Genomic DNA, 21,804 nt, shown 5'->3' on the forward strand with positions numbered 1-21,804 from the left:
TCATAATAGGGAACACGTGTTTAATCGCAACAAAAGGCGCTGTCAGCATAATACTGAGCATTTGTTCAAATTTTGCAGTCGGAAACTCTTCTATTGGAGAGACAAATTGCAATCCGGCATTATTCACTAAGATATCGAGTCTGCCAAAAATCTTGACTGTCTGCTGGATGCACTCCTGCATTTGTTCCTCGTCGGTGACATTACAACCAAAGCTGATTGCTTCGTGACCTTCCTTTTGCAATTGGGCGGCGGCTGCTTCCGCTGATTCCCCATTCAAGTCCAATATGACGACTTTTGCCCCTTCCTCAGCAAACGTCCGGGCAATCTCCAATCCAATTCCGCTCGCAGCCCCTGTTACTACCGCTACCTGCTGCTCCAATAACTTCTCCATACCCTACTATCTCCTCTCCTGCTCCTGATTTTCTCTGTCTATAAAACTGCTGATCTCTGATGAAAATTAGAAAATAGAAACGGCAAATGCCAGAATGAACACGACAGCTGTTTTCAAAACCGTAATCGCAAAAATGTCTTTGTACGATTGACGATGAGTCAAACCAGTAATCGCGAGCAATGTAATGACCGCTCCGTTGTGCGGCAATGTGTCCATACCACCGGAAGACATCGAGGCAATACGGTGCAGCAACTCAGGGCTGATTCCCGCAGCATTTGCCATCTCTAGGTATTGCTTGCTCATAACCTCCAGCGCGATCGACATACCGCCCGACGCTGAACCTGTCACACCTGCCAGTACGTTTACAGCTAGTGCCTCAGAAACCAACGGATGATCACTTGCTCCCATAATCCAGCCTTGGATGAGCTTGAAGCCCGGCAATGTTTTCACAACGTTTCCGAACCCAACTTCGGAAGCAGTGTTGAAGATCGCCAAGAGAGAACCCATCGCGGCTGCAGTCAAACCACTCGCCAGCTTGTTTTTTACTTGCTTCACATTGATTAAAATTGCAGCAATAATTCCAAGACAGAGCGAAATAATCAGTGACCAAGAAGATACAACGTTTTTCACTTTCTCAATCTTAAATGATTCTTTGAGGATCCCCGAATCGTACCACGTCTCTACTGTCCAAATCCCTCTGCTGAACATATAGTTACCCACAAGCACCAATGCCAACGGGAGAATCGCAACCCAGATGTTCATGTAGGATTCATTTTTGATCAGCTCTGGCTCGTTCGTATGTCCCTCGCCGTAGCCTTCCCCAGCAGCGGCAGCTTGCTTGCGTCTGCGCTCCAGCCATAGCATCCCGCCAATGAAAACCATGATGGCGCCAATCGTTCCAAGAACAGGTGCAGCATAAGCATCCGTACCAAAATAAGTCGTAGGAATGATGTTTTGAATCTGTGGTGTACCTGGCAAGGCGTCCATCGTATACGTAAAAGCCCCGAGCGCAATCGTTCCTGGAATGAGACGCTTCGGAATATTGGCTTCACGGAAAATCGCAGCGGCAAACGGATACACAGCAAATGCCACAACGAACAGGGAAACCCCGCCATACGTCAAAATCGAACATGCCAGAACGACAGCCAAGATCGCACGATTGGAGCCAAGTGCCTTTACAATCGTGTGGGCAATGGACGAGGCAGCACCGCTCAACTCCATGACTTTTCCGAAAATGGCACCCAGTAAGAAAATAGGGAAGAATGATTTCACATAGTTTGCTGCATTCGTCATAAAGGTTTCGGTGTAGCTCGGCAGCAGAGAGATCCCGGAAAGGACAACGGCTAGCAGCGTAAAAATAGGGGCAAATACGATAACAGGATAGCCCCGATACGCAAAAAACATCAGGAGACCGAGCGAAATCAAGATGGATAACACTTCGATGATCATATAATTCTCCTTTCAATTTTCTCCTCCGGTTACAGAGGAGATTGTGTGTATTCACTTGGAGAAAACGCTTTCATATCCAACTCAATTGCATAGACCATGCCAACTCCAGCCGATTCCAGAAAAATCGCTCAACCATACCCGTTCATCGTGCCTGGACTGTTGGTAAGCAGATGATAGCGCTTGCAATTTTTCCGGATTTCCGGAATCTTTTGTCCGGTTTCATGGAATCTAGCAAAAATCTGCCCGCTTTTTCGGGAATCTGCTCAAGGAAGGCTACTGGGTTTAAGCGGGAGGTCATCTTGCTCTATTCCAGAAAACCGGAATCTAGCAAAACATTATTCCTGCAGATGAAAAAAGCCGCGAACCTGGCTCAACGCCACATCCCCGACTTATATGCGCCTCGACTACTGGTACTTCTCCCACTTTTCGTAAAAGCTGGACTTGCTGATTTGCAGCAGCTTGGCGGCGGTGAGCTTGTTCCCCCCTGCTTGCTGCATCGCTTGGCGAAGTGCTTCCTGCTCAGCCTCTTCTAGGACTTGTTTCAATGGTCGAACGGCATGCGTTGGAACCGACAAGGACGTAAGCGCCCCTTCGTCAGATACAGGCAGCCAAACATGCTCCTTTTTCAGGACATCGTCTTCGAGTAGATGAAGGGCTCGTTCCAGCACGTTTTTCAACTCCCGTACATTGCCTGGCCAGGAGTAGCCCCGAAGTACGTTCCACACCTCTTCATCAATGGCCCTGACCGCAACGCCAGTGGACTCGCCAAGCTGTTTGAGCAGATTCGAAACCAGCTCCGGCAAATCCTCCAGACGCTCGCGCAACGGAGGAATCGAGAGTGACACGACATTCAACCGATAATAGAGGTCCGCCCGAAACTTCCCTTCCTTGATGCTTTGAAGCATGTCCGAATTCGTGGAAGCAATCACTCGCACATCGATTGGCGTCGTCCGAACAGCACCTACCCGCTCGACTTCTTTTTCCTGCAAAACACGCAGTAGCTTGGCTTGTAGCGGCAACGGCATGTCCCCGATCTCATCCAACAGAATGGTTCCGTGGTTAGCCAGCTCGAACTTTCCTTTTTTTCCGCGGCGAACAGCTCCGGTAAACGCTCCTTCTTCATAGCCAAACAGCTCTGATTCCAGCAAAGAATCCGGAATAGCGGCACAATTCACCCGAATGAAAGGACCCATTTTGCGCTTGCTCTCGGCATGAATGGCGTGGGCAAACAGCTCCTTGCCCGTCCCACTTTCGCCTGTGATGAGCACAGTCGAATCGCTTTTCGCAACTTTCTGAGAAAATTTCTTAAGCTCCTGCAGCTTCTGGCTGTACCCGACGATTTGATCAAAATGATAGGTAGCCCCCATCCGCCGCCGCAGCTCTTTCTTATAATAGGTCAGCTCATCCTTCAGTTGAGCAACCATCGCAGCCAAAGCAGTAAGCTCTTGCACATCCTGGAACAGCACCGTTCCCAGAACGGCAATCACTTTACCTTCGTCCATAATCGGGATGCGATGCGCAATCATGTTCTGTCCTTTTATATGCTGAATGTCGGCGATCTCGGCAACGCCAGCCTGACCGACAATATGCATCCGCGTGTTTTCGATGACATCCGTCACTGGCTGTCCGATCACGTCCTGTACATTAAGAAATTTCCGATAGCTCCGATTCAATAAGAGTATTTTTCCGTCCTTGTCCGTTACGATCATCGGTTCATGGGCATTTTCAAAAACGACCTCAAGCAATTTGCTCATCTGCTGGAGATTCCAATCCAAAACCGGCTCCCCCTTTGTCTGAATGCTGCTGTGTCGAACGTTCGCTCACTACTCGTTACGTTAAAATTATACAGGAACGATCAGGGGAGGTGTGCTTTTTCATAAAGGCTGTGTTATCTAGGCTGCTCTTGTAATTGCTTGACCAATCGCTTGGGAGCCGCGCACATATAGCCTTCCCGTATGTAATCCTCGATTTCACCATAGCTAGTCACGTTTTTGTCCAGGATCGAAACCCAGCCGTGATGACCGATGTACGGTGTCTTGTAAAAGTGCTCCTGTGCTAGCAAAATCTCTTGGGTCGTCTTCAGCACCTTCACAGAAAAGGAGGGGCCTTCAGTGCCCCCCTCTCCCAAAATGACAAACGGCTTGTCGTTTACGCGAAACGATGTATGTCCAAAAGCGTCTACCTGCTCCGATACTTCTGGCAACCGCATCGCCAGCTCGCGAACAGCAGCCACCATCTTCAAACCTTCTATAGAAGAAATCTGTTCGTGCACCATCTGGTCCAAGCCTCCCTTTGCTTCCAAACGCTTATATACCAGTCTGTTCTGTACTTTGCACTACGTTTCCTTCCCTCATACGATAAAGCGGCAAAATAAAGCTGAGACCAATAATCATCAGGAATCCAGCGATCCCATATATGACTGCGAGCGAAAGATGCAGCTTCAATACCCCCGTGATACTCATCATGACGACCATGGAGCCTGTAAACAACGGGGTCAGTATTCCATTCACCCGACCGATAAAGGTACTCTCGGTATTTTTAAGCAGCATAGTGTTGATTCCAATTTGAATGGAGGGCAAGAGCAATCCAGCGATGAACTGGGCAACAAGCGTCAGCCACAGATTCGTGGACATCCCACAAATCGCTACTGCGACCGCATTTCCAAGAAGTCCCATGACCAATAACTTTTGCGGTGGAATCGTTTTGGCAGCTGCCATCGTCATGGCCCCTCCAGCAATCATCCCCACACCTTGGGCGGTAATTAACCATTGCAAGCTTTCTTTTGGCAATTGCAGTTGTTCGGTCACGATAAAAATCCCAAGCGGCTGAATCATTCCCAATGAGAAACCCACAGCCAAAAAGCAAAAGCCCAGCATTGACAATACGCGACTGGATAGCACATAACGAATCCCGCTGACCATCTCCCCAAGCAGTGCCGTTTCTTGCTGCTCTTCTTTCTCGACACGATCTGGCGGCAACAAATACAGGACGCCGGCCGCAGAGAGGAACGCTACTGCCGTGATGACCATGGCAACCTCCATCCCCCATTGCTGGAACACAAACGTACCGACAATTGGACCAAATACCATGAAAATCGCGAAAATAGTCTGGTACGCTGACATTCCTACCTGAAGTTGTTCACCAGGTACATGCAGCTTGAACAGCTTCATTCCGGACGGTTGGGAAAACTGAGAAAGAATGGCTGAAATGAGTGTGGCAAAAAAGATGGCCTTCCACGAGCCGTAAACGAAGGTAAGCAGCACTCCGACAACCGATAGAGCACTGAGTAGCTCACACCAGACCATCGTTTTTCTTGGTTTCCAGCGATCAGCAAACGTACCAGCAAGAAAGGAAAACAGAAAGATTGGTGCATATTCCGCCACAGAAATCATGGAGACAGCGAACGGATCGCCTCCTGTATGATCCATCACAAAGAGCAGAATCGCCATGTTGCGCACCCATACTCCGATTTGCAACAGAAATGCTGATAACAAAATAGCCCTGACATAGCGGTTTTTCAAAACATTTGACATAAAAAAGCCTCCTTATCCATTGCGATCTGGACAGGAGGCTACGCATATTATCGTCAAAAAGACATAGAAACCCTTTGGTGAGTCTAAAAAGGATCTACCATCTATTCGCCAATATGCACATACTACACCTATCCAAAAACGCATCGTTTTATCCGATTAGTTTTGTTGGAAATAGGAGTTAGCAGATCATTGGCTTAATGGTCACCCTTTCTTGTAGAATGACCCAAGGTTACCACAAAAAGTAATCCTGTGACAAGAAAAATTCACTTGATCTTGTCCTATGCCTTGTCGACAAGTGTGATGCGCTCTGCTGCAGGAATGCGCGGCTGTGCGTTAGGAATCGCGGCTGGATAACCGATATGCAGGTTCCCCAGCACTTTTTCTCCTGGTCGAATGCCCATCGCTTCACGGAATTCAGGCTCGTGAATCCACGGGTACGTCTCCCACGTCAGACCGATGCCTTTTTCCCACGCCAGCAAGCTAAAGTTATGAATGACAATGCTGGTCGAAGCGAAATCGTCCTGACGTGTAATCAGGTTCGGACTTTCTTCCATGATGACCGTCATCAGCATCGGAATCGCCATGATTTTATTGTAAAACTTCTCGCCGACTTCTTTCTTTTTCGCAGGATCAATCTCCCGCTTTTCCTTCATGATCCGCACGGCCTCGGCGATTCTTCTCTTGCCTTCCCCGTACGTCACAATAAAGCGCCACGGTTGTGTCATGTGATAATTCGGTGCCCACACGGCTGTATCCATCAGTTCAGTAACCAACGCAGGGTCTACCTCACGATCTGTAAAGCGATGAATCGAGCGACGCTCTCTAATCAATTTGGCCAGTTCCATTTCTGTCTCCTCCTTCTCATTCCAAAGCCATTGCAACGCCCCCGGAAATCTGGCGTTTGCACATTTGCTCAAATGATCCGCTCCTTCGTCAATGAACAGGACGAGCTGATCTGCTGTGAAGCCACTATCAGCTAATATCTCATGCGCTTCTTTTGTCAGCGGAACCATTTGTTTCTGGATGTTTTGCTTTTTGGCGCCTTCCTTACTGCCAACATCCATATAGATGCGCAGCCCGGAATGGTACATTTTCTTTTCCCGCATAAACGGAACCATGCCCTCATACCAATACGATCCCGAGATGCTGCCGATTTTCGTGAAAACATCCGGATATTGGTGCGCAGCGTACATCGAGATCAAGCCACCAAGCGAAAAACCGATGATCCCTGTTTTCTCCGGTCTAGGGTCTGTCCTGTACTTGCTGTCGATATACGCCTTACATTCATTGGCGACGTAAGAAAGATACGCATCTCCTTGCCCGCCAAAATCAATGTTGCGCTCAGGCGAGATCGCTTTGGAAAACCAAGGCGTATAGTCATCCCTGCGGTTTCCTGGCTGGATGCCGACGAGAATCAGCTCAGGAATTTTTCCCTCTGCAAACTGATCTTCGATTACATCGAGTGCAGTACTAAACGCAGGATCAAACAAGTCACCGCCATCATGGACATACATGACGGGAAAACGGGACGTACTCTTGTCATAGGATGGCGGCAAATATACGAGCAGCGCTCGGTGATGGCATACGTCTGCAAACAATTGTCCCTTCAGAATTTGCACGTCCCCTCTTTATTTTTTTCTTCTACTCAGTAGATAGAAGAAATACGGTACACCGATGATCGAAATGACGATACCCACTGGCAGTTCAATGGGTGTGAACACAGTTTTGCCGATAAAGTCAGCCGCCACGACCATGAGCATCCCGATTGTTCCCGACAAGGGAAGAACATACCTGTGCTGGATTCCCGTCAGACGCTTCGCAATATGCGGTGCCATCAAGCCGACGAATCCGATGCCTCCGGAAACCGAGACACACGCGCTCACGATGCCAATACTCGACAGCAGGAGAGTATTGCGCTCCTTTTCCACAGACACACCCAGATTCTTGACGGACTCCTCGCTCAGTTGAAGCAAATCGAGAATATGCACCTTGCGCATCAAAACAGGAATGAGTATGACTAGCCATGGGAGCATCCCAGCAATATGCGTCCAGTTGGCACTCCAAATACTTCCCGAGAGCCATACAGTTGCCATTTCAAAATCATTGGGATTCATTTTTAACGAGAGATACAGTGACACGGCACCCAATCCGGAGCCAATCGCGATCCCCACCAGAATCAGTCGTTGTGGGTCAAGCGCTCCGTTACGCCAGGCAAATAAATAAATCAGTCCAGCCGCAAGCAATCCGCCTGTCAAACCGAACAAAGGCATGGCCATGATGGAATACCAGCTCGCATCCATAAATTGTCCACCGAAGAAAAACATAAAGGCGACGATAGCGGCTCCTGCCCCAGCATTAATGCCCAGAATCCCCGGATCAGCCAGCCCGTTACGGGTGATCCCCTGAATGACGGTACCAGCGACCCCCAGACCAAAGCCGACCAACGCCGCAATAACAATCCGAGGCAGGCGAAAATCGAAAATAACCAAATCGTATTCCGCTACAGGATCAATTCGCAATAACGTACGGATGACATCCATCACCGTCATGTCAAATACACCGTTGGTCAAACTCATATAAATCGCCAGCAAAATTAAGGCGCTGTTGACGAATAACAGCAAACGAAATCTACCTTTTTGATTAGGCATGCTTTCCTCCTCCTCTCTTGTAAATCAAATAGAGGAAGAACGGAACGCCAATAAAAGCCGTTACCACGCCGATTGGGGTCTCAAACGGACTATTCATAAATCGGCTGAGAACGTCAGACAAGGCAAGGAAAATACCGCCCAGTAATCCTGCACATGGAATGATCCATCGATAATCGAGACCTACCAAAAAGCGGGTAATATGCGGAATAATCAGCCCGACAAAGGCGATTTTTCCTGCCATCGCTACGGAAATGCCTGTCAGAATGACAACAGCGGTCGTTGCCAGCACTTTGACCATCACCGTTCTCTGTCCGAGACCTCGAGATACTTCGTCTCCCAAGGACAAGATCGTAATCGATTTGGACAAAAGAAGTGCGAGGACAATACCGACGATGGCAAAAGGAACCGCCAGCTTCACCAACCCAGGCTCCAAGAGATGTAGCCTTGCATTGTACCAGAAGCTGACATTTTGTGAGACTTGAAAATAAGTAGAAATCGCGGCTGAAATACTGCTTAGAAAGGTACCCGTAATCGTACCGATGACCGCCATCCCTACTGGCGTCAAACCGTTCGGCAACAATCGGGAAAAAGCGAGAACCATCGCGACCGCAAGTGCTGAACCGATCAAGGACATGGTAATCATCGTGACACTCGTAGCGGATGGAATGAAAACCATGCACAGCGTAACAGCAAAAACCGAACCATCAGAAACGCCCATAATAGAGGGGGACGCGAGGTAATTCCTCGTCATCCCCTGCATCAACGCTCCTGATATCGCTAAGAATGCTCCGATCATGAGTGCGCCCAAGACTCTCGGCAAGCGAGAGTGCATGACAATTTGATGATCGACATTCCCTTCATCAAAGGCAAAGAAAGCTTGATAAATCGTCCCCGCATCAATCGGCTTCGCCCCGTAATGAATGGAGAGCAAGATTGTAAGCAGGATCACCACTGGCGAAACGGCTAGTATGATCATAGAAGTTGCTTTTTTGGATTGCATAGCTTACCCTCGCCCACTTTTACTTGGCAGACAATTTTTCTACAGCCGCCTTCAGGAATTGTGTTTTACTCCAAGCAGTTCCGCCTTGTGCGAGAGGATCAACCACGTTTACGTAAACATTGCCGTTTTTCACTGCATTCACGCTCTTCCAAATCGGGTTGTTCTGCAAATCTTCCAATGCGTTTGGCTTGTCTTTATTCTCGTCTGGAGAGAATTGAATGAACAGGTAGTCCGGGTTGATCTGGCTGAACTTCTCCATGGAGATAATTTCTTGTGCCTTCGCTGCTTTTACTTCTTCAGGTGCAGTCAAACCAAGGTCTGCGTACAGAGCTGGGTTGAAGAACACCTTCTCTGGATAGATGTTGATATTTCCTTGGCGCAGACGAATCACGAGTACTTTTTTATCCTTCAAGCTCTCGCCCCATTTTGCTTTGGTTGCTTCTGCCTCTGCTTTGTACGCTTGGAGCGCTTTTTCGGCTTCCGCTTGTTTCCCAGTCAGCTCACCCAGCAACTGCAGATTCGCTTCCCAGTTGGTCGAAATGTGGGACACAGGGAAGGTAGGCGCAATTTTGTTCAATTTCTCAGCCATCTCGGGCGGGAATTTACTGCTTCCCAGAATGACATCAGGCTTCAAGGACAGGATGGTTTCCAGGTTCGGTTGGATTTTTTCCCCGATGGATGTGGCTTCGCCCGTAATCGGTGCAAACATCTCCGGGAATTTACCGCCTACAGAAATCGCTCCTACAGGTTTCACGTTCAGTACCAGCGAATCTTCCATGGACTCCATGCTGCCTACAATGGCGATCCGCTCTGTTTTGCTAGGGACGGTGTATTCTTTATCCAAATATTTAATCGTGCGTGTCTCTGCTTTATTGGCATCATCGGCTGGCTTTTCTGCTGTAGCTGTTGTCGCAGGTGCTGCCGTAGGTGCAGTTGTGTTATTCGCTGCTTCTTTTCCTCCACCGCACGCTGTCAGAGCTAATGTCAGCGCTGCAATACTCAAGCCTAGGTATATCTTTTTCATTCTTGAAAGACCCCTCTCAGAAATGTAAGGTTTCACTCTATATGAGTGATAACGATTATCATTCGTGATTATAATGCATCCACTCATGCCCGACCATGGACGAAATCCAGAATCAACATGGACGATCTCCTGAAAGCAATCTCACACTCTCTTCCACGATCCGTTCATGAGCCGTTGCCGAGTATTCCCGCCAGGGGTCGGACGTAATGACATGCGCCCGATTGTTGCGGACTGCTTCGATCTCTTGCCATGGTCCCGATGCTTTCAAGGCTTGGAAGCATGCCAGCGTTTCAGCCTCTTGGCAAACCAACAGCAGCAAGCGATCTGGCGCGAGTGCAGCTAATTCCTGTACGGTCACAAGCTGGTCGTACTCGTTCTGTTCCGAGACAAAAGCAGGCTTGACTTGCAGATCCTGATAAAACACTTCATTCATACTGCGATTGCAGTGGACATAGAGCTGGTTTTTCAAAATCCGCACGATGAGCACCGTTTCATCGTCTAGAACATGTTGAAGCTTTGTCCGGGCCCTCTTCACCTTTTTCTCATACTCGCAAAGCCAATGATTGGCTTCCACGGACTCACCTAAAAAGTCTGCCATAAGCTGCAGTTGTTCTTTCCATCCCCGCTCTTCAAAGGGTACATACAAGGTGGGCGCTATCTCGTTCAGTTGCTTCTGTTCCTGCAAACTCGTCTCGTCCAAGCCAATGATCACGTCCGGCTTGGCTTCGCGAAGCATTTCGATGTTGGCTTTCCAATTCTGATTAATTCGAAACGCGCTCAGATGTATCGGGATATCGTTTCGATAGCTGTGATGATAGTAAGCCGTCCATTTCGGGTGCAGTGGCGCCGCGTAAGGAATCATTTTCAAAGCCAGCAAATGCCCGATGATGGTAGAGCCGTACGCCGCAATTTTTCGTTGGCGGCTTTTCATATAGAGAGTGGGTGAAACTCCGACAGCTTTCTTGAATTTTCGACTAAAGTAAAACTCGTCGTTGTAACCCACTTGATGAGCGATATCACGCAGCTTGGCATGCGACTGCACCATCATCTGCTTCGCTCGGCTGATGCGTAGCTCTGCCAAATAGTCCATAGCTGAGATGCCATACGTTTTTTTGAACAGATCGACGAAATATTTTGGACTCACATCTGCGATGCGAGCCAGCTGTTCAATCGTCACATTTTCTGAGTAATACTCTTCCATATGCGCGCGTGCCCGTTCCAGCGCCATTCCAGAATCTGTGGCCGAGAAGTGAGCATGCTTGACGATGTGGTACCATAGCTCTTGAAAAGTGTGTTGACCTCGAAAGCGCTCGAGCGCCGTCTCCTGCTTCCATAGATTCTGGATCAAATCACAATAGACAGGAAGCTGCCCTGCCGATTGGACAGAGATCTCTCCCCGAAAAGGAAACAGATGCTTTTCTCGAAGGGCTTGGAAGCGCCGCTGTCTGTCTCTCGTTTCCATAAAGACATCAAAACGAAGCATGTACATCTCCAAATGATCAGCCGAATCAGGGACGATGCCAAACGTAAGCATAGGAGGACATACGTAAATCGCGTCCTGCCGCAATTGGTACTCCTCGTCCTCCAGTCGCAGGCGCCCTCGTCCCCCGGTTACTACCAGCAAAATATGCGAATGAGTGAATTGTTGGCGTAGTCGGTCATGTCCTTGTGCTTTGAGCCATGTAATGTCACGCAGCTTAAAAATGGCTTCTGCCATGGTCTTCTCTGTGAATTGTTGAACCAAGGCTTGTGTTTCGTTCATGTTCTCACCTCTGCCCGATCCTCTATGTAAATATTGATAATCATTCTCATTATCATCAATAGAGAAAGTATATCAAAAGTGACGCTTGCTTCCTATCAGGAATATTTAATCGAATTGAACCGATAACTTTAACGTGGTATGGTACGTACCAATAGAAAGGGAACGACGGGAGGGAGTGTCCGTGGAATGTAAGGTTGTCGGATTGGAATTGGGAGCCGATGACTACATGACCAAACCGTTTGATCTGCGTGATTTAGTAGCGCGGGTCAAAGACTGAAACCATTCAACATTACGGAGTGAAAATGAAGATATGAAACGATATGTTCTACCTTTTGTCTCTAGCCTCGTCGCGATTACTTTTGTGACAGGGTGCATCTCTTCCTCTGATCAACTGACAGTAAAAGACCCTACCCCACCTGCAACGGAAAACACTGGGCAGCCTCCTGCTGATGCGACCAAAGGAGAAAAGCCTGCCGATGATTTGCTCAAGCAGTTCACCGTACTAGCTGCACAAGCCAAGGAAGCGAAAGAGCTAACTGCCTTTTTGGATCAGCACCTGGCGAAAACGGACACGAAAACTGCCGATCAACTATTTTGGGCACTTGAGCAGTATTATGAAAAACATTTGCCTACGATAAACGATAACTTCAAGACACTCCTCGCCCAGCCGGGAAATGCGGATAAGCTGTATGCCTTGCAATACCCTTACGATTTCAACAAGCTAGAAGGCGATGACAGCTTCAAGCAATGGCTCCTCAATCAAACAGAGGGCGGACTCGTCTTACAGGCAACGAATGACATGTCCTTCTACTGGCAAGTGGATTACAAAGCACTGCAAAAATATGCCTCTTCACTCGGTGAGGAAGGGAAGGACTACTTGTCCATTCAAGAAACAGAAACGGGCAAACCGTATTTGGAGGACGGCGGGTTGCAAATCACGCGGGCCGAGCTCGGACCCAGAATGGTTGAAGTCGAAGAGTATTTGGTCGACTACCGCAGCAGCCCACGTGCAGTGAAGCTCCGTACGCTCTATATCGACTATCTCAAAGCATACTTGTCTAATTACCGTTACGAGACAATAGACGAAGCAACCATGAAGCTGCTCCCGGCCGTCAAGAAAGAGTATCAGAACTTTGCCAAGAAATATGAGGCTACGAAAACGGGACAAATCGTGAAGGATTACTTGAGTGAGGTCGCTAAAGACAATGACGTGATCTTTGAACCCGGCAAGCCTGGTGAAGGCATCATCGGAGACGTAAAGCCGAACATTAGTCAGTTCTTGAACGGGCTCGAGGTACGGATTGCTCGGACGATGAATCCTTAAAAAGCAAGTCATTTTCGTTGCTGTAGTGGAGGAGAGGGAACAGGAGAAAACGCTCAGCTTCTAGGGCCACCCCCTGGGAGATTGACTGCCCGACTCCATGCAAAAAGCGAAACCGCGTCCAAAGTGGTCCAATCTGGAAGCATCTCAGAGGTGGACGCTTAAGGGCGTGTTTCGCTTTTTGCATTACGTCTCGGTCGGTGTCCCTAAGATCTTCGCTGTTTTCTCCTGTTCCCTCTTACAAGCTGCTTGTTTTTTTCGGTAGTTGATGGAGAGAAAAAAACCTCTATTGTTCTACCGCGGAAGTCTCGAACAAATAAAAAATGTAATCGGAGGAAGCTCCCGCGTGATCCATTTGTCTGAGCATGGCGGAGATATTGCCTCGGTGATAGGTTCCGTGGTTGGCGACGTGCTGGACGATGTCGGCATAACGAGCATGAACCGTGCCCAATGCTGGGTGCGTATAAGCCGAGGTGTCTTCCATCGAGATTTGCCCGAAGAAATCTCTGAACTGCTGGGCTGATTCGGCAAACAATTTTCGCAGCTCGCGTACGTTCTTTCCTTTTAATTCCTGCAAGAGAACCCCTACTTTTGGTCCTACCTCTTCGTAGCTCTCCCCCTTCATAGCCAACAACCAAACATAATCCGTCTTAAGAATGTGAGCCAACGTCTGGGTGATGGTCGGAAACACACTCGGAACCTCCTGCTCGCTTACTCCCTCTGGTACCTCCTGCAACCGCTCGAATACCTTTTCGTTTGCCCATACATGATATTCGTACAAACGCAATGCTTCATGCTTCATAATCAACCTGCCTCCATTCACTTTTTCCATCTCTTCTTTGCTTTCAATATAAATCAACTCTACTGACAAAAATGGTCAGTGAATTCACGTCGACTGATAAAAATGAAATAAATCGGCAGCGATGGCGGCCAATCGCTCTTTTACAAAAGCTGGTTCTTCAACTTGAATAGATTTTCCGTATGGCAAAAGATAATGAGGAAGGATCGAATGAGCCATTTGCTCATCTACTTGAAAGATCACCTGTGCCTCGCTGCGCTCGATCACAGTATGCCCGAGATACCAATGCCTGCACAAATCGGCGAGTGACTGTGTTCTTCCTTTGACTTTGATCATAATGGTGCTTCCCTGCTTGTCTGCTTCCGGTAGTAAATTCGAGAGAAAAAAATAGCGCGCAGAAAATTCAGGAGGGCGTTGAAAGCTGGCTTCTGTACGTTGGATCTCATAGACACGATCTGCACGAAAGCTGCGAATGGTACTACGGAGATGGCAATAGGCAACGATATACCAGTTTCCCTTCCAATAAACGAGCCCGTATGGATCGACGTGGCGCATCTGTCTCGTTGTCTGGTAGGCTTTCTGATACTCCATCGAAAGGGTGTACCCATTGGCAACAGACAGCTCCAGTTCCTGTAGGGTAGATTCGAGAGAAGGATCAACAGGAGGCTGGATCACCTCGAAGCCGATACTATGTCGGTCAATCGCGTCACGCTGCTCTTCATTTGTGTAACGTTTTAGCTTGGAAATGGCCCGGTGTAAATCTGCTCCGAAGGGATACCCGGCCTCTTGGGCAAAAGCCGCTGCATGAATCAGGGCTTTTTGCTCGTTGAGGTCGAAAAACAGCGGAGCTTCATTGAAATGCTGAAGTAAACTGTAGCCACCATTGTGTCCGGCATCGGAAATGATGGGTACACCGCTCGCACACAGTGAATCAATATAGCGATAAACGGTGCGAATATTAATCTCGAGAATCTCTGCCAATTGCTTGGCTGTCATACGTTTGCCGGTCTTCAACAGCCACAAAATGGAGAGCATATTATCGGCTTTGGACATTTTCTGATTCGCTCCCCTGAAAGAAATCTTCTGATTCTACTAATTACCACAGATTTCAATCCATTTCCTCTATCTGCCCCTTCTCCTTTTCTCGACAGGATCGCTTCTTTCTCGATAAGCTGCCAATTGAAACATGGTGGAAACGGTTGAGAAGGTATATGTCTGCTCACATAACACCTCAATGACATAGGGCAAGGCGTCCATACTCCCCTTTAGCGTGTCTTTCGTACCGCCAGCGGAATGTTGAAGCACGACTGCGCCTGGGGTGACATGTCCCAAGATGTTTCTAGCTACCTGTGGGCCGGTGAGACCTTTCCAATCCCAACTATCTATATCCCACAAAATCATTTCGTAGTCACTCGCTGCAAGCAGCTGGATGACCTCCTCATTCACTGCTCCATATGGCGGTCGAACCATCCGAGGTCTCACACCTACTACCTTTTCGATCTGATCTGAGGTATGTTCTACCTGCTCATGAACAGCCAAGAGAGGTATTTTCGTAAAGTCAGGGTGATCCCAGCTATGGTTTCCTACCAAGTGACCTTCCTTTACGATCCGATCCAGTATTTTTGGGTTGTACTTCACCATTTGTCCCACACAGAAGAATGTTGCCTTTACCTGATAGTGGGCTAATATGTCTAACACACGAGGCGTCCACAACTGATCCGGTCCATCATCAAAAGTGAGCGCGATTTCCTTTGACTGATTGAGCTTGTTCACAAGCGTTCCCCCTATAAGCCAGTATTCTGCTGTATTGATGCATAGTATGACTGGGCTCTCATTTGGTAACGCTAAAAAAGCCCCTATTCTGGGCTTTTGGCAAAATTCAGGAAAAGATCTGTATAGATATGCAATGTACAAAAAAAATTTTTAACAACGGTTAATGAATATAGTATAATAATGATAATGATTTTCATTTTCGCAAAAATTTATACTAGTGCGTATTCAAAAAGTCGACTTTTTGGACTACCTCTACTAGAGAGATTGTTGGATATACATGGTGGGTGAATCACGACAAAGCATGCTCGAAAGGGAGGATTATATGGGAAAAGTTTTAGAAGTAAAAGATTTGCATGTGTCATTCGATACGTATGCAGGTGAAGTCAAAGCAGTACGAGGCGTCTCCTTCGATCTGGAAAGAGGAGAAACGCTGGCGATTGTTGGGGAATCTGGTTCCGGTAAATCCGTAACTTCACAAGCACTTATGCGCCTCATTCCTTCTCCTCCTGGACGCATTCCAAAAGGACAAGTTCTTTTTGAAGGAAGAGATTTGGTTACGCTTTCCGAAAAAGAAATGCAGGATGTTCGCGGTCGCGATATCTCGATGATTTTCCAAGACCCGATGACTTCCTTGAATCCGACGATGACTATCGGTAACCAAATCATGGAGAGCTTCATCAAGCACCAAAAGCTGAACCGTGCAGAAGCGCGCAACCGTGCTATTGAACTGTTGGAAATGGTAGGGATTCCATTTGCCAAGGAACGTATCGATCAATACCCGCACCAGTTTTCCGGTGGGATGCGTCAACGGATTGTCATTGCCATCGCACTAGCCTGCAATCCAAAAATTATCATCGCCGATGAGCCGACAACTGCTCTGGACGTATCGATTCAAGCGCAGATTTTGGAGCTGCTGAAGGAACTGCAAAAGAAGATGGGTACCTCGATCATCTTTATTACGCATGACCTCGGTGTAGTTGCAAACATGGCAGACCGTGTAGCGGTTATGTATGCAGGTAAAATTGTGGAAATCGGTAAAGTCGATGAAATTTTCTACGATCCTAAGCACCCGTATACATGGGGTCTATTAGGTTCCATGCCTAGCCTCGATGCCAGCGATGACGAGCTGATGTCCATTCCTGGATCGCCGCCTGACATGTTCAAGCCACCTGTAGGTGATGCTTTTGCGGCTCGGAACCCATTTGCTTTGAAGGTCGATCTGGAATATGAACCACCGATGTTCAAAATCTCCGATACGCACTATGCAGCAACATGGCTCTTGCATGAAATGGCACCTGACATCAAACCGCCTGCTTCGGCTGTGAGACGAAAAGTCAATTCTGATGATGCGACTGAGGCTCCAGTAAGCACCAAAAAAACGTTCAACTACGAGAACCGTGAGAAGCTGGTTGAAGTCAAAGATTTGAAACAGCATTTTGACCTCGGGAATGGTCATACGTTGAAAGCTGTAGATGGTATCACCTTTGACATCTACAAAGGGGAAATCTTCGGTCTTGTGGGTGAATCCGGTTGCGGTAAATCCACTACCGGACGGACCATCCTTCGCCTGTACGATGCAACTGGCGGAGAGGTCTTGTTCAATGGGAACAGTGTACACGGAAAGAAATCGGTCGAAGATAAGAAATGGCTCAACCGCAAAATCCAGATGATTTTCCAAGACCCGTACTCATCGTTGAATCCACGTCTGACTGTATCCGATATTATTGCGGAAGGTCTGGACATTCATCGTCTGGCGAACAAGGAAGCACGCATCGCAAAGGTACACGAGCTGTTGGAAACCGTTGGCCTCAACCGCGAGCACGCAAACCGTTATCCGCATGAGTTCAGCGGCGGACAGCGCCAACGGATCGGGATCGCACGGGCATTGGCTGTTGATCCGGAATTCATCATTGCCGATGAACCGATCTCTGCCCTCGACGTGTCCATTCAGGCGCAGGTCATTAACCTGCTCAAGCGCCTGCAAAAAGAAAAAGGCCTGACTTATCTGTTCATCGCCCATGACCTTTCCATGGTTAAATACATCAGTGATCGCATTGGTGTTATGTACCGCGGACGTATTGTGGAGCTGGCAGAAAGCAATCGCCTGTACGAGAATCCGATTCATCCGTACACCAAATCGTTGCTCTCGGCAATTCCATTGCCAGACCCTGATTATGAGCGCAACCGTAAGCGCATCGTTTTCGATGATCAGGAATATTTGCGAGATCAAGGGGAAGAACGCGTCTTGCGTGAAATTGAGCGCGGTCACTTTGTCGCTTGCACCCAGAAAGAATTCGAAAGATACGGCGGCGGCGTCTTGGTGTAAACCATCTACAAAAGAAAAGGGAGAGAGCTTCGACAGCTCATCTCCCTTTTTTATTTAGTCCTTCATTCGCAATAGTCTCATGCTGTTTAAGATGACCAGTAATGCGGCTCCCGTGTCACTGAGCACCGCCAGCCACAAGGTTAGATAGCCAGGGAAGATCAGCACGAGTGCGACCAGCTTTACGATGATCGAAAACCAGATGTTTTGCTTGATAATCGTGAGTGCTTTTCTGCTGACCTTCATCGTGTGCGGCAGCTTTTCGAGATTGTCAGCCATCAGTACGATATCTGCGGTTTCCATTGCCGTATCAGTGCCAGCTCCACCCATGGCAATCCCCAAGTCAGCTGATGCGAGAGCAGGCGCATCGTTGATCCCGTCACCCACCATGGCGACGACCTTGCCTTCTTGCTGTAGTCGCTTGACCGCCTCTACCTTATCTTGTGGCAGCAGCTCTGCAAAATAACGATTTACACCGGTCTGACTCGCTACTTTTTTCGCCGTACCCTCATTGTCACCAGTCAGCATCACGATGTCTTCGATACCTGCGGCCTTGAGCTTGCCAATGGCACTAACCGTAATCTCACGAATGGTATCGGCAACAGCAATCATCCCGATCAATTTCGTTGCGGTACCGATAACCACCAGCGTATGTCCTTCACTCTGCAACGACTCGATTTTCGTTTGCCATGCCGACAGATCGACTCCCAGCTCTTGAAACAGGGCGGGCTTCCCTGCATAAAATGTCTCGGTTCCAATGACAGCGCTCGCCCCTTTTCCGACAATCGCCTTGAAATCTTGCCCACTCTGGGAAGCGACCTGCTTTTGTTTCGCATAAGTGAGAATCGCTTGTGCAATCGGATGGGAAGAACGCTCTTCAATCGTTCTGGCGATCGACACTACCTCGTCTTCGCTTCCCTCCATCTCGATAACTGCTGCAACCTGTGGTTTTCCTTCCGTCAATGTGCCCGTTTTATCGAAGGCAATTGCATTGATCGCTCCTGCCTTTTCCAAAAACGTACCGCCCTTGATCAGGACACCGTTTCTCGCTGCATTTCCAATCGCGGACACAATCGCAACTGGCGTGGAAATAACCAGTGCGCACGGGCAAGCAACAACCAGCAGCTCAAGCCCTCTGTAAAACCATTCTCCCCAAGTACCGAGTCCAAGTAATGGCGGGAATACGATCACGAACAAAGCGAGCACGAGCACGATTGGCGTGTAGATCGCAGCGAATTTGTCGACGAACGCCTGAGTAGGCGCTTTTTTCTCCTGCGCTTCCTCCACGAGATGAATGATTCTGGCAATCGCCGTATCCTCCACCAGCTTTGTTACCTTGATCTCCACCGCGCCGCTTTCGTTGACACTCCCTGCAAAAACACTGTCGCCGACCAGCTTATCTACGGGAATCGATTCACCTGTAATCGGGGCCTGATTGACGCTCGATGTCCCATGTACGATGACACCATCCAGCGGGATTTTCTCTCCCGGCTTCACTACGATGACTTGGCCGACAGCGATGTCCTCAACTGGCTTGCGGGAAAGCGACTCCCCCACCTTGACCCATGCCTCGGGCGGAGCCAAATCCATCAGATTGCGTATGGAGTCGCGCGTTTTTTCAATCGACTTGGTCTGCAACAAGTTTCCGATGGAAAAGAGCCAGACGACCGTCGCACCCTCCAGCCACTCACCGATTAATGCTGCACCTACAGCCGCAACAGTCATCAATACGTTCATATCCAGTGAACCGCTTTTGATCGCGTAAAAAGCACTGCGCGCAGGTCGGTAGCCGCCACTTATGATCGACAACGCATAGAGTACAGTAACGACCAGCGGAGATATGCTAGGCGATAAGGAACCTAGAAAACCGAGAGCCAACAGCACACCGGAAATCGTCGTCAGTACCGTCCCTGCCTGATCCGTTTTCGGTACTGCTTTGGCCGTGCGTCTCGTAAGCAGCATGGCACTGTATCCGGCCTTGGCGACTTCCTTGACCACCGCGTCTTCTCCCAGCCCATCCGTGACGAGCTGCATTTTACCCGTGGAAAAGTTCACGTTTACCTCTTTTACGGCAGGCAACGTCTGCATATGCTTTTCCAGCGATTTGGCGCATGAACTGCAATCCATACCTGTAACGCGATAGACAACAGCCTGTGAAGAAAGAATGCCTGCGCTTTCTGTTGCTGTTGCCGCAGGCTCGAGAACCGTGAGAATTTTACCAGCATGCTTATGCTCACTTCCGCATTGATGCCCACTGCAACACTCATCTTTTTTTCGTTCTTCTGCCATTTGTCCTCACCTTTTTCCAAGCATCTATTTTGCCCAGCTTCAAATGAAATCAATCCACAAACATTCAAACAAATATTTAATTATAATATTATCGCATCCTTTTGGTTCGTTCAAGAATTGATTTGAATATTTCGCCCATTTTTTTACAGATTGAGAATAAGAAAAAGACCCCTATTACTAGGAGTCTGTTACTTGGTACGGGCTTCTACTGGTGTTGGGGTGGTCTGCCAACGCTCCCCACAATCCAGACATTTGCACTTGATTACTTTACGCTTTTCTAAGGCAAGACGAACGGCAAACAGGATAAAGGCCCCTGATAGCCCGAGGAACAAAAAGATGACAGGAGTCCCTTTCACCGAAATGCCGATCAAGGCAAGCACTGCCAAAACCGCTACATAAATGGTTATGTATAATGGCTTATTGATCGAATCCGTAAAATCGATCTTTGCAGAACGGCACTTCGGGCACTTTGGTTGCGCACTCATGGTATTCTCTCCCCATTTCTTGGATCATGTACATCTTACACGAAAACAGAGAGGCACACTACACTGCCATGAAAATGTCGTTTTTCCTTTTCACTTTCTCCGCGAATGTCTATAATAGTAGGACATTGTAGAGCATGAGGTGATGGATACAGTGGATGACATCTGTGAAATCCAATGTTTTGATGAGGAAAAAGTAAATCGGTTAAAGCCGCTCGCCACAGAATCAGAAGGGGTAGCAAAAATCTTCAAGGCGTTGGCCGATGACACCCGCGCAAAAATCATTCACATCCTCTCGATGGAAGACGAGCTCTGTGTCTGTGATGTGGCTGCTATCATCGGAAGCTCGATCGCTAACACCTCCCACCATCTGCGGCTTCTTCGCAACATGGGACTAGCCAAGTATCGAAAAGAAGGAAAGCTCGTTTTTTACTCGTTGGATGATGACCATGTACGCCATCTCATATCTGCGGGGATTGAACACGCCAAAGAACAGAAAACGATTGTCCGAGCTACCTGATGCTCGGGCTTTTTTGTTACTCCTGCAATTTAAACATTTGATTAACCATGGCGATTTACACTCGTTTTCCGGGTAAAACGCTGCCTGATCGCCTCTATTCCCACAAATATAAGGAAGTAACATATACTGGCGAACACAAAAACCGTTGCCTCCGGATAAAACAATGCAGCATGCGGATCAACACTCATTAGCCATTGAAAAAACACAGGCACATAGCCGATGACAGCATATCCCCCGAAACGCACAGCGTATTTTTTCCACCCGAACAAGTGTGATCGACTCACTAGCCAGTCCACGAATACCGACAGCCATAAGAAGACAATCAGGTTCAATGCCATACTTATAAGTACGCCCAGCAAATACTCTTGCCCGAACCCGAACGGCGCGCTTGGATCACGGTAGTTATAGATGATCAATGCAGCATACAGACCGGTAATAAAAGGGGATATGACTGCGGCGAGTATACGCATGCCGATATTCATGGAAATCA

19 protein-coding genes and 1 pseudogene (1 of these 20 cut by a window edge) are annotated in these 21,804 nt (G+C 48.3%); 4 read left to right on the forward strand and 16 right to left on the reverse strand.

The window, feature by feature from the left end; genetic code table 11:
• The 10 genes from HP399_RS29270 to HP399_RS29315 all read right to left on the reverse strand — a co-directional run.
• Positions 1 to 391, reverse strand: the start of a protein-coding gene (locus tag HP399_RS29270; protein WP_173621086.1) for a 3-hydroxybutyrate dehydrogenase. It extends 395 nt beyond the left edge of the window; the window shows 391 of its 786 coding nt (coding positions 1-391); the start codon lies at positions 389 to 391; its stop codon lies beyond the left edge, outside the window.
• Between the two features lie 66 nt (positions 392 to 457).
• The gene (locus HP399_RS29275) at positions 458 to 1,840 is read right to left on the reverse strand and encodes a GntP family permease (RefSeq protein ID WP_173621087.1); all 1,383 of its coding nucleotides are present in this window, start codon (positions 1,838 to 1,840) and stop codon (positions 458 to 460) included.
• A 404-nt stretch (positions 1,841 to 2,244) separates the two neighbouring features.
• Positions 2,245 to 3,615, reverse strand: a complete 1,371-nt coding sequence (locus tag HP399_RS29280; protein WP_173621088.1) for a sigma-54 interaction domain-containing protein — start codon at positions 3,613 to 3,615, stop codon at positions 2,245 to 2,247.
• 113 nt (positions 3,616 to 3,728) lie between these two features.
• A complete protein-coding gene (locus HP399_RS29285; protein WP_173621089.1) occupies positions 3,729 to 4,115 on the reverse strand; it encodes an MmcQ/YjbR family DNA-binding protein in 387 nt (128 codons plus the stop codon).
• Between the two features lie 31 nt (positions 4,116 to 4,146).
• On the reverse strand, positions 4,147 to 5,373 hold the full coding sequence (locus HP399_RS29290) for an MFS transporter (protein ID WP_173621090.1): 1,227 nt from the start codon (positions 5,371 to 5,373) through the stop codon (positions 4,147 to 4,149).
• A 278-nt stretch (positions 5,374 to 5,651) separates the two neighbouring features.
• The gene (locus HP399_RS29295; protein ID WP_173621091.1) at positions 5,652 to 6,992 is read right to left on the reverse strand and encodes an alpha/beta hydrolase-fold protein; all 1,341 of its coding nucleotides are present in this window, start codon (positions 6,990 to 6,992) and stop codon (positions 5,652 to 5,654) included.
• Between the two features lie 9 nt (positions 6,993 to 7,001).
• On the reverse strand, positions 7,002 to 8,021 hold the full coding sequence (locus HP399_RS29300; RefSeq protein ID WP_173621092.1) for a FecCD family ABC transporter permease: 1,020 nt from the start codon (positions 8,019 to 8,021) through the stop codon (positions 7,002 to 7,004).
• On the reverse strand, positions 8,014 to 9,021 hold the full coding sequence (locus tag HP399_RS29305; protein ID WP_007724922.1) for a FecCD family ABC transporter permease: 1,008 nt from the start codon (positions 9,019 to 9,021) through the stop codon (positions 8,014 to 8,016). Before HP399_RS29305 ends, HP399_RS29300 begins: the two co-directional genes overlap by 8 nt.
• A gap of 19 nt (positions 9,022 to 9,040) precedes the next feature.
• Positions 9,041 to 10,045, reverse strand: a complete 1,005-nt coding sequence (locus HP399_RS29310) for an iron-hydroxamate ABC transporter substrate-binding protein (RefSeq protein ID WP_173621093.1) — start codon at positions 10,043 to 10,045, stop codon at positions 9,041 to 9,043.
• A 112-nt stretch (positions 10,046 to 10,157) separates the two neighbouring features.
• Positions 10,158 to 11,807, reverse strand: a complete 1,650-nt coding sequence (locus HP399_RS29315) for an ABC transporter substrate-binding protein (protein WP_173621094.1) — start codon at positions 11,805 to 11,807, stop codon at positions 10,158 to 10,160.
• A gap of 190 nt (positions 11,808 to 11,997) precedes the next feature.
• Between HP399_RS29315 and HP399_RS29320 the strand changes: the two are divergent.
• Together HP399_RS29320 and HP399_RS29325 are read left to right on the forward strand one after the other, a co-directional pair.
• Positions 11,998 to 12,078, forward strand: a pseudogene (locus HP399_RS29320) (DNA-binding response regulator); the annotation flags it as partial.
• Positions 12,079 to 12,117: 39 nt separating this feature from the next.
• Positions 12,118 to 13,131 (forward strand): ATP-binding protein, encoded by a 1,014-nt coding sequence (locus HP399_RS29325; protein WP_173621095.1) that lies wholly within the window; start codon positions 12,118 to 12,120, stop codon positions 13,129 to 13,131.
• Positions 13,132 to 13,414: 283 nt separating this feature from the next.
• Here the strand turns inward: HP399_RS29325 and HP399_RS29330 are convergent, their stop codons facing one another.
• The 3 genes from HP399_RS29330 to HP399_RS29340 all read right to left on the reverse strand — a co-directional run bounded on the left by HP399_RS29330 (position 13,415) and on the right by HP399_RS29340 (position 15,700).
• Complete coding sequence (locus HP399_RS29330; RefSeq protein ID WP_173621096.1) at positions 13,415 to 13,930, reverse strand: DinB family protein; 516 nt, start codon at positions 13,928 to 13,930, stop codon at positions 13,415 to 13,417.
• An 84-nt stretch (positions 13,931 to 14,014) separates the two neighbouring features.
• Entirely contained in the window at positions 14,015 to 14,980 is a 966-nt protein-coding gene (locus HP399_RS29335) for a helix-turn-helix transcriptional regulator (RefSeq protein WP_173621097.1), read from the reverse strand.
• 69 nt (positions 14,981 to 15,049) lie between these two features.
• On the reverse strand, positions 15,050 to 15,700 hold the full coding sequence (locus tag HP399_RS29340; protein ID WP_228088408.1) for a polysaccharide deacetylase family protein: 651 nt from the start codon (positions 15,698 to 15,700) through the stop codon (positions 15,050 to 15,052).
• A gap of 322 nt (positions 15,701 to 16,022) precedes the next feature.
• On the opposite strand from HP399_RS29340, the gene HP399_RS31060 reads away from it, so the two are divergent.
• Positions 16,023 to 18,026, forward strand: a complete 2,004-nt coding sequence (locus HP399_RS31060) for an ABC transporter ATP-binding protein (protein WP_173621098.1) — start codon at positions 16,023 to 16,025, stop codon at positions 18,024 to 18,026.
• A gap of 54 nt (positions 18,027 to 18,080) precedes the next feature.
• Here the strand turns inward: HP399_RS31060 and HP399_RS29355 are convergent, their stop codons facing one another.
• Both HP399_RS29355 and HP399_RS29360 read right to left on the reverse strand, forming a co-directional pair.
• Positions 18,081 to 20,312: a heavy metal translocating P-type ATPase gene (locus tag HP399_RS29355; protein WP_173621099.1), complete on the reverse strand. Its 2,232-nt coding sequence runs from the start codon at positions 20,310 to 20,312 to the stop codon at positions 18,081 to 18,083.
• Between the two features lie 188 nt (positions 20,313 to 20,500).
• Positions 20,501 to 20,797 carry a hypothetical protein gene (locus tag HP399_RS29360; RefSeq protein ID WP_173621100.1) on the reverse strand — a complete coding sequence of 99 codons (297 nt, stop codon included), beginning with the start codon at positions 20,795 to 20,797 and terminating at the stop codon, positions 20,501 to 20,503.
• Positions 20,798 to 20,939: 142 nt separating this feature from the next.
• Between HP399_RS29360 and HP399_RS29365 the strand changes: the two genes are divergently transcribed.
• Positions 20,940 to 21,314, forward strand: a complete 375-nt coding sequence (locus HP399_RS29365) for an ArsR/SmtB family transcription factor (RefSeq protein ID WP_007724888.1) — start codon at positions 20,940 to 20,942, stop codon at positions 21,312 to 21,314.
• A 41-nt stretch (positions 21,315 to 21,355) separates the two neighbouring features.
• Here the strand turns inward: HP399_RS29365 and HP399_RS29370 are convergent, their stop codons facing one another.
• On the reverse strand, positions 21,356 to 21,796 hold the full coding sequence (locus HP399_RS29370; RefSeq protein ID WP_173621101.1) for a hypothetical protein: 441 nt from the start codon (positions 21,794 to 21,796) through the stop codon (positions 21,356 to 21,358).
• Between the last annotated feature and the right edge of the window lie 8 nt (positions 21,797 to 21,804).

The organism is Brevibacillus sp. DP1.3A (assembly GCF_013284245.2).
GTDB lineage: Bacteria > Bacillota > Bacilli > Brevibacillales > Brevibacillaceae > Brevibacillus.